1 protein-coding gene is annotated in these 1,274 nt (G+C 43.1%); it reads right to left on the reverse strand.

Features of this window, described 5'->3' with window-relative positions:
• Positions 1–1,274: MFS transporter (locus ACFVSH_RS26730; RefSeq protein WP_387708844.1), on the reverse strand; the 1,274-nt coding region annotated here is incomplete at both ends.

Below are 1,274 nucleotides of genomic sequence, written 5' to 3' on the forward strand. Positions count from 1 at the left end.
GGGTATAAGTGATAAGCGCAGCTCTGCGGCTTCTCTCTTAATGGAGAATAAATAAGCTGCCAAACCTAAGATGGCTGTAAAAATCAGCATGGCGATCGATGAACTGAAATCCCCGCCAGACAAGTCACGAAGCCATCCCATGATATAGCTCGAAAAGCCGCCCATGATATTCGTGAATCCAATTAGACCAGCGGCCCGTCCTGCCGTTTCAGGTGTTGAGTATTTTACCATGAGCATATTACTTAAATGGAACACACCGCCTTGACATCCCATTGCCAGTCCCATGCATAGTCCGGCCAAAATAGGATTGGGAATGAAGACAGCAACAGTCAAAAAGACGGCCGTCAATGAAAATAGAATTGTGGCCATCAAACTTGGACGTCTGGTTTTGTCTGCCAGAAAACCGCATGCCAAGACAAATCCTAAAGCGAATAGCCAGGAAAGTGAAGTGATGCTCGACATTCCTTCCTTTTCGAATCCTTTTGCTTCAATGAGATATGTAGGAAGCCAAATGCTGATTCCGAAAAATAAGAAGGAGCATACGAGCATGCCGAACCAAACGATCCAGAAACGATAATCTTGGGCGAAACTTTTGTTCTCGGAGGGGGCGGTTTCTTTAATTTCATCATCCGTTAGGCGAATGAAAGCCAATTCCTCCTTACTTATACGGGGGTGCTCTTCTGGTGTATTCCTTGTCATAAAGATGAACATCGGGATATTTATAAATAAGTTGAAAGCTGCAAGCATAAAGAAAGCTGCTTGCCAGTGGAGTAAAGATATTAAGAGCACCAAAACAACGGCTCCCATTGCCGGTCCTAAATAGTTTCCGGTAAGCCAAGATGCCTGGGCCCTCCCCAATTCGCGTTTATTAAACCAGTTTGAAATGAGTTTTCCGGACACCGGAATCATCATCCCTTCACCAAAACCAAGAATGACCCTGCTTATTAAAAATATTTCATATGAATTTGCCAGGCCTGACATAATCATCGTGAGTGTCCAAACGAATAAACCGGCGATGGCTGTTTTTCGGGCACCTAATTTATCAATGATGAAGCCCCAGAAAAGATTCGACACTCCATAGGCAATGGTGAATACAAAAGATAGAAGACCGATCTTTGCATTTTTGTCATCGCCTGTCATACCGAGTGCATGCAAGAATTCAGGATCTGTTTGAATGATGGAAATGCCAACCTTATCAATTTGTCCGAAAAACCAAAAGAAAAAAATTGGAACGGCAATATACAACCATCTTTTCTGACCATTTAGCATAATAC

This window comes from Peribacillus sp. NPDC058002, assembly GCF_042886655.1.
GTDB classification, from domain to species: domain Bacteria; phylum Bacillota; class Bacilli; order Bacillales; family DSM-1321; genus Peribacillus; species Peribacillus aracenensis.